The organism is Streptomyces sp. NPDC058375 (assembly GCF_042723425.1).
In the GTDB taxonomy this organism is placed as follows: Bacteria; Actinomycetota; Actinomycetes; order Streptomycetales; family Streptomycetaceae; genus Streptomyces; species Streptomyces durocortorensis.
Window position 1 is genome coordinate 1 of sequence record NZ_JBHXJG010000322.1, and the last position, 6,818, is coordinate 6,818.

The 6,818-nt window shown below is 71.4% G+C and carries 5 protein-coding genes; all 5 read right to left on the reverse strand.

Annotation, left to right across the window (positions count from 1 at the left end; all coding sequences use genetic code 11):
- Nucleotides 1-54: 54 nt before the first annotated feature.
- Entirely contained in the window at nucleotides 55-1,065 is a 1,011-nt protein-coding gene (gene gap, locus ACFWM7_RS32110) for a type I glyceraldehyde-3-phosphate dehydrogenase (protein ID WP_006123685.1), read from the reverse strand.
- A 261-nt stretch (nucleotides 1,066-1,326) separates the two neighbouring features.
- The gene (gene whiA / locus ACFWM7_RS32115; RefSeq protein ID WP_006123686.1) at nucleotides 1,327-2,316 is read right to left on the reverse strand and encodes a DNA-binding protein WhiA; all 990 of its coding nucleotides are present in this window, start codon (nucleotides 2,314-2,316) and stop codon (nucleotides 1,327-1,329) included.
- On the reverse strand, nucleotides 2,307-3,341 hold the full coding sequence (gene yvcK, locus ACFWM7_RS32120) for a uridine diphosphate-N-acetylglucosamine-binding protein YvcK (protein WP_383267428.1): 1,035 nt from the start codon (nucleotides 3,339-3,341) through the stop codon (nucleotides 2,307-2,309). The genes whiA and yvcK overlap by 10 nt, the downstream gene beginning before the upstream one ends.
- The gene (rapZ, locus tag ACFWM7_RS32125) at nucleotides 3,338-4,297 is read right to left on the reverse strand and encodes an RNase adapter RapZ (protein ID WP_383267431.1); all 960 of its coding nucleotides are present in this window, start codon (nucleotides 4,295-4,297) and stop codon (nucleotides 3,338-3,340) included. The genes yvcK and rapZ overlap by 4 nt, the downstream gene beginning before the upstream one ends.
- Nucleotides 4,294-6,498: an excinuclease ABC subunit UvrC gene (gene uvrC, locus ACFWM7_RS32130; RefSeq protein WP_383267434.1), complete on the reverse strand. Its 2,205-nt coding sequence runs from the start codon at nucleotides 6,496-6,498 to the stop codon at nucleotides 4,294-4,296. The genes rapZ and uvrC overlap by 4 nt, the downstream gene beginning before the upstream one ends.
- Between the last annotated feature and the right edge of the window lie 320 nt (nucleotides 6,499-6,818).

Here is a 6,818-nt window from a genome sequence, read left to right on the forward strand (position 1 = left end):
TCGTTGCGCCGGTCGAGCCTCTTACTCACATCGTTGTGCCTGCCGACCCGAGGATCAGAGCTGCTCGCCGACGAAGACCGTGAGGTCGACGAGGCGGTTGGAGTAGCCCCACTCGTTGTCGTACCAGCCGAGGATCTTCACCGAGTTCCCCTCCTGGACCATGGTCAGGGAGGAGTCGAAGGTGCAGGACGACGGGTCGCCGACGATGTCCGAGGAGACGATCGGGTCCTCGGTGTACGTCAGGAAGCCCTTGAGGGCGCCGTCGTCGGAGGCCTTCTTGAACGCGGCGTTGACCTCGTCCTTGGTGACCTCGCGCTGGAGGGTGACGACGAGGTCGGTGGCGGAGCCGGTCGGGACCGGGACGCGCATCGCGATGCCGTCGAGCTTGCCCTTGAGCTGCGGGAGGACCAGGGCGGTCGCCTTGGCGGCGCCGGTGGTGGTCGGGATGATGTTCTCGGCGGCGGCGCGGGCGCGGCGCAGGTCCGAGTGCGGGAAGTCCAGGATCCGCTGGTCGTTGGTGTACGCGTGGACCGTCGTCATCAGGCCCTTGACGATGCCGAAGTTCTCGTCGAGAACCTTGGCCATCGGCGCCACACAGTTGGTGGTGCAGGAGGCGTTGGAGATGACGTTGTGCTTGGCCGCGTCGTACTGGTCCTGGTTGACGCCCATCACGATGGTGATGTCCTCGTCCTTGGCCGGAGCCGAGATGAGGACCTTCTTGGCGCCGCCCGCGATGTGCTTCTCGGCGTCGGCCTTCTTGGTGAAGATGCCGGTCGACTCGATGACGATGTCGACGCCCAGCTCACCCCAGGGGATGTCGGCCGGGTTGCGCTCGGAGAGCACCTTGATGGTGTGGCCATCGACGGTGATGGTGTCGGCGGTGTGGCTGACCTCTGCCTTGAGACGACCCAGGATGGTGTCGTACTTCAGCAGGTGGGCCGTGGTCGCAGTGTCACCCAGGTCGTTGACAGCCACGATCTCGATGTCCGCACCCTGCTCGAGCAGCGCGCGGAAGTAGTTGCGACCGATGCGGCCGAAGCCGTTGATGCCTACGCGGATCGTCACGAACCGATCTCCTCGTTAGGTACGCCGGTTTTCGACGCCGGCGAGTTGTATAGGGATGTCCCCGACCGCTTCCGACCCTACCTCTCCACGGCCCCGGTAGTGACATCGAGAGGGCCCCTACGCGCCACCGGATAGGGGCGGGGGCCCGTACTCGCCAGTAGGAGTACGGGCCTCCGTTTCGCCCGTCGGGACCTCGGCCCCGGTGGCGCGGGACCGAGGTCCCGGTGGGTTCGGGACCAACGTCCCCCGCCCGCCGCCGAGTCAGCCGACCAGGCCGTCGGCGAGCTCCTCGCTGAGGGTCGCCTCGGTCCCCGGGATACCCAGGTCCTGGGCCCGCTTGTCGGCCATCGCCAGCAGTCGGCGGATCCGGCCGGCGACCGCGTCCTTGGTCAGCGGCGGGTCGGCGAGCGCGCCCAGCTCCTCCAGGGATGCCTGCTTGTGCTCCATGCGCAGTCGGCCCGCGGCGGCGAGGTGCTCGGGGACCTCCTCGCCGAGGATCTCCAGCGCGCGCCCCACCCGGGCCCCGGCGGCGACCGCCGCGCGGGCCGAGCGGCGCAGGTTCGCGTCGTCGAAGTTGGCGAGCCGGTTGGCCGTGGCGCGGACCTCGCGCCGCATCCGCCGCTCCTCCCAGGCGAGCACCGCGTCGTGCGCGCCGAGCCGGGTGAGCAGGGCGCCGATCGCGTCGCCGTCGCGGACTACAACGCGGTCCACGCCGCGCACCTCGCGGGCTTTGGCGGCGATCGAGAGCCTGCGGGCCGCGCCGACCAGGGCGAGGGCCGCCTCGGGGCCCGGGCAGGTGACCTCCAGGGAGGAGGAGCGGCCGGGCTCGGTGAGCGAGCCGTGAGCGAGGAAGGCGCCGCGCCAGGCCGCCTCGGCGTCGCAGGTGGCCCCCGAGACCACCTGCGGGGGCAGCCCGCGGATCGGACGGCCGCGGCCGTCCACCAGACCGGTCTGGCGGGCCAGCTGGTCGCCGCCCGCCACCACCCGTACGACATAGCGCGAGCCGCGCCGCAGTCCGCCGGGGGCCATCACGATCAGCTCCGAGCTGTGCCCGAAGATCTCCAGGATGTCGCGCTTGAGACGGCGGGCGGCGTTGCCGGTGTCCAGCTCCGCCTCGATCACAATCCGGCCGCTCACCAGGTGCAGCCCGCCCGCGAACCGAAGAATCGCCGAGACCTCTGCTTTCCTGCAGCAGGTCCGGGTGACGGGAAGATGAGAGATTTCGTTCTTCACCGCTGGCGTCATCGCCATGGGCCGATCCTTCCATGCATCCGAAAAATACGGTCGTACGCGGCGGCCAACAGCTCCTGATCATGGACCGGAACGCCGTCGGGCGATGCCACCGGCGCCAGCTCGACCGCGGCTCCGAGCCGTTGCGCGGCATCGGCGAGGGACTCGCGGTCGGGCACGGCTGCCTCATCGGCCAGCACCACGTCCAAGGCGAGTTTAGGGGCGTGTCGCCCCAAAACCTCCAAATGACGCTGCGGTGAGAAGCCTTCTGTTTCCCCGGGCTGGGGGGCGAGGTTCAACGAGAGGACCTTGCGGGCCTTCGTGGTGACCAGGGCGTCGAGCAGTTCCGGCACGAGCAGATGCGGGATCACCGAGGAGAACCAGGAGCCGGGGCCGAGCACCACCCAGTCGGCGTCCAGGACCGCTTCCACGGCTTCCGGGACGGCCGGCGGGTCGGGCGGGACCACGTGCACGGACTGCACCTCGCCGGGCGTGAGCGCCACCGTGGCCTGGCCGCGCACGGTGACGATCGCGTGGGGCAGGTCGGGGTCGTGGCCCTTGACCAGCGCCTGGAGCTCCAGCGGGACCGCCGACATGGGCAGCACCCGGCCCTGCGCGCCGAGCAGCCTGCCGACCAGGTCCAGCGCCTGGACGTGGTCGCCGAGCTGCTCCCAGAGGGCGACGATCAGCAGATTGCCGACCGCGTGCCCGTGGAGGTCGCCCTTGGACTCGAAGCGGTGCTGGACCACCTGGGACCAGGTGCGGCCCCAGTCGTCGTCGCCGCACAGCGCGGCGAGCGCCTTGCGCAGGTCGCCGGGCGGGAGCACGCCCAGCTCCTCGCGCAGCCGGCCGCTGGAGCCGCCGTCGTCGGCGACGGTGACCACGGCCGTGAGATCGCCGGTGATCCGGCGCAGCGCCGTCAGGGACGCCGAGAGACCCATGCCGCCGCCGAGGGCGACGACCTTGGGCTGAGCACCGCGCTTGCGGCCCGAGAGTGCCGAGGTGGCGCGGCTCAGGCGCCGCATCCGCAGATTGCGTCCGGTCACTCTCGCCCCATGTCGCGGTGGACGAGGACGGTCTCGACGCCTTCGGCGGCGAGGCGGGCCGAGAGCTTCTCGGACATCGCGACGGAGCGGTGCTTGCCCCCGGTGCAGCCCACGGCGATGGTCACGTACCGCTTGCCCTCGCGGCGGTAGCCCGCGGCGATCAGCTGGAGCAGCTCGGTGTACTGGTTGAGGAACTCCTTGGCGCCCGGCTGGTCGAAGACGTAGTCGGACACCTCCTCGTTGACGCCGGTGAAGGGGCGCAGCTCGGGAACCCAGTGCGGGTTGGGCAGGAAGCGGCAGTCGACGACCAGGTCGGCGTCGACCGGCAGGCCGTACTTGTAGCCGAAGGACATCACCGTGGCCCGCAGCTCCGGCTCCGACTCGCCCGCGAACTGGGCGTCCATCTTGGCCCGCAGCTCGTGCACGTTGAGGCTGGAGGTGTCGATGACCAGGTCGGCGTCGCCGCGAAGCTCGCGCAGCAGGTCCCGCTCGGCCGCGATGCCGTCGACGATGCGCCCGTCGCCCTGGAGGGGGTGCGGGCGGCGGACGGACTCGAAGCGGCGCACGAGGGCGTCGTCTGAGGACTCCAGGAAGACGATCCGCCGGGTGACGTGCTTGGCCTCCAGATCGGCGAGGGACTCGCGGAGGTTGTCGAAGAAGCGCCGGCCGCGCACGTCGACGACGACGGCGATCCGGGCCACGTTGCCCTGGGAGCGGGCGCCGAGCTCGACCATGGTGGGGATCAGCGCGGGCGGGAGGTTGTCGACGACGAACCAGCCGAGGTCCTCCAGACACTTTGCGGCGGTGCTGCGGCCGGCGCCCGACATCCCGGAGATGATCACCAGTTCGGGGATGGCCGCGTCACCCGTCTCGGTCGGGGTGTTCGTACTCACGTCTGCTGCTCCGTCTGCTCGTTCTGCGGCGTTCTGTGCGGTCGTGTGGCCGTTCTCGGTCATGAGCTGCCCCCGTCGTCCTCTTCAATGATCTCTCCTGTGGCCGTGTTCACGGCAGGCGCCGCGGGAGCGGTCGTGGCGAGGGCGGCGGCCACCGATTCCGCCGTCCTTCGCCCTATCCCGGGGACCTCGCAGATCTCGTCGATTGTCGCCTGCCGGAGCTTCTTCACCGAGCCGAAATGCTTGATCAGTGCCTGCTTCCGGGTCTCGCCGAGGCCGGAGACGTCGTCGAGGGGGCTGGAGCGGATGCGCTTGGCGCGTTTGGCGCGCTGGTAGGTGATGGCGAAGCGGTGGGCCTCGTCCCGGACGCGCTGGAGGAGGTAGAGGCCCTCGCTGGAGCGGGGCAGGACCACGGGATCGTCGTCGTCGGGGAGCCAGACCTCTTCGAGGCGCTTGGCGAGGCCGCAGACGGCGATGTCGTCGATGCCCAGCTCGTCCAGGGCGCGCCGGGCGGCGGCGACCTGGGGCTGCCCGCCGTCGACGACGACGAGCTGCGGCGGGTAGGCGAACCGCTTGGGGCGGCCGTCGTCCTCCCGGGGCTCGGTCTCGTCGGCCGGGGAGGCGGCGGTGAGCGCCGGGGCGGGGACGGGACCAGTGGCGGCGGGGCCGGTGGCGGCGGGGCCGGGGACGGGACCGGTGGCGGCGGGGCCGGGGACGGGACCGGTGGCGGCGGGGCCGGGGACGGGGCCGGTGGCGGCGGGGCCGGGGCCCGGACCGGTGGCGGCGGGGCCGGGGACGGGACCGGTGGCGGCGGGCCCGTCGGCCGGGGTGTCCGTCTGCTGCTCCTCCCACTCCCCCGTGCGCTCCTTCTCCTGGAGGTAGCGCTTGAAGCGGCGGCCGATCACCTCGTGCATCGAGCGGACGTCGTCCTGGCCCTCGAAGCTCTTGATCTGGAAGCGGCGGTACTCGCTCTTGCGGGCGAGGCCGTCCTCGAAGACCACCATGGAGGCCACCACGTCGTCGCCCTGGAGGTGGGAGATGTCGTAGCACTCGATGCGCAGCGGAGCGGTGTCGAGGCCCAGCGCCTCGGCGATCTCCTCCAGGGCGCGGGAGCGGGTGGTCAGGTCGGAGGCGCGCTTGGTCTTGTGCAGCCCGAGCGCCTGCTGGGCGTTGCGCTGCACGGTGGCCATGAGGTCCTTCTTGTCGCCGCGCTGCGGGATGCGCAGGCTGACCTGGGAGCCCCGGCGCTCGGCGAGCCACTGGGAGACCGCTTCGGTGTCCTCGGGCAGGGCGGGGACCAGGACCTCCTTGGGGACGGCGTCGCCGCGCTCCTCCCCGTACAGCTGCTGGAGGGCGTGTTCGACGAGGCCGGAGATGTCGACCGCCTCGACCTTGTCGGTGACCCAGCCGCGCTGGCCGCGCACCCGGCCGCCGCGTACGTGGAAGATCTGGAGGGCGGCCTCCAGCTCGTCCTCGGCGACGGCGATCAGGTCGGCGTCGGTGGCGTCGGCGAGGACGACGGCGCTCTTCTCCATGGCCCGCTTGAGGGCCTCGGCGTCGTCGCGCAGGCGGGCGGCCCGCTCGTACTCCATCTCCTCGGCCGCCTGCATCATGTCCTTCTCCAGGCGGCGGATGTAGGTGCCCGTCCGGCCGGCCATGAAGTCGCAGAAGTCCTCGGCCAGATCCCGGTGTTCCTCGGGGGTGACCCGGCCGACGCAGGGGGCGGAGCACTTGCCGATGTAGCCCAGCAGGCAGGGGCGGCCGGTGCGCGCGGCGTTCTTGAAGACCCCGGCGGAGCAGGTGCGGACGGGGAAGACGCGGAGCATCAGGTCGACCGTCTCGCGGATCGCCCAGGCGTGGCCGTACGGACCGAAGTAGCGCACGCCCTTCTTCTTGGCACCGCGCATCACCTGGACGCGGGGGAACTCCTCGTTGAGCGTGACCGCGAGGTAGGGATAGCTCTTGTCGTCCCGGTACTTGACGTTGAACCGGGGGTCGAACTCCTTGATCCAGGAATACTCCAGCTGGAGCGCCTCGACCTCGGTGGAGACGACCGTCCACTCGACGGACGCCGCGGTGGTGACCATCGTGCGCGTACGCGGATGGAGGCCGGCCAGGTCCTGGAAGTAGTTGGCCACGCGCTGGCGCAGGTTCTTGGCCTTCCCGACGTAGATCACCCGGCGGTGCTCGTCGCGGAATTTGTAGACCCCCGGGGAGTCGGGGATCTGTCCCGGCTTGGGGCGGTAGCTGGAGGGGTCTGCCATGTCTCACACCCTACTTGCGGGCAGTGACAGTACGTCGTCCTCGTGTGTTGCCGGGGGCGGTACCGCGCTCCGGAGTGCCGTGGGGTGTTCCGCACCCCGGAGCGCGGGCCGGTGGGCCGCTGGTGCCGCCGGAGCCGCCGCTCAGGCGTCCGTGGCCGGGGACCGCCCGGTACGGCTCCGGCGGCGCAGCGCGGCGGCCCCGCACAGGAGCAGGGCGAGCAGCGCCCCGGCTCCGGCGGTGGTGGAGACGGCGGTCAGGGCCGTGTCCGGGGAGGCGGTCGCCGTGCCGGCGAGCGCGGGGCTGCCGGCTCCATCCGGGG

Coding starts and splice junctions, on each gene's coding strand:
- whiA (WP_006123686.1), bottom strand. CDS start 2,316: ATGGCGATGACGCCAGCGGTGAAGAACGAAATCTCTCATCTTCCCGTC.
- rapZ (WP_383267431.1), bottom strand. CDS start 4,297: ATGACCGAGAACGGCCACACGACCGCACAGAACGCCGCAGAACGAGCA.
- uvrC (WP_383267434.1), bottom strand. CDS start 6,498: ATGGCAGACCCCTCCAGCTACCGCCCCAAGCCGGGACAGATCCCCGAC.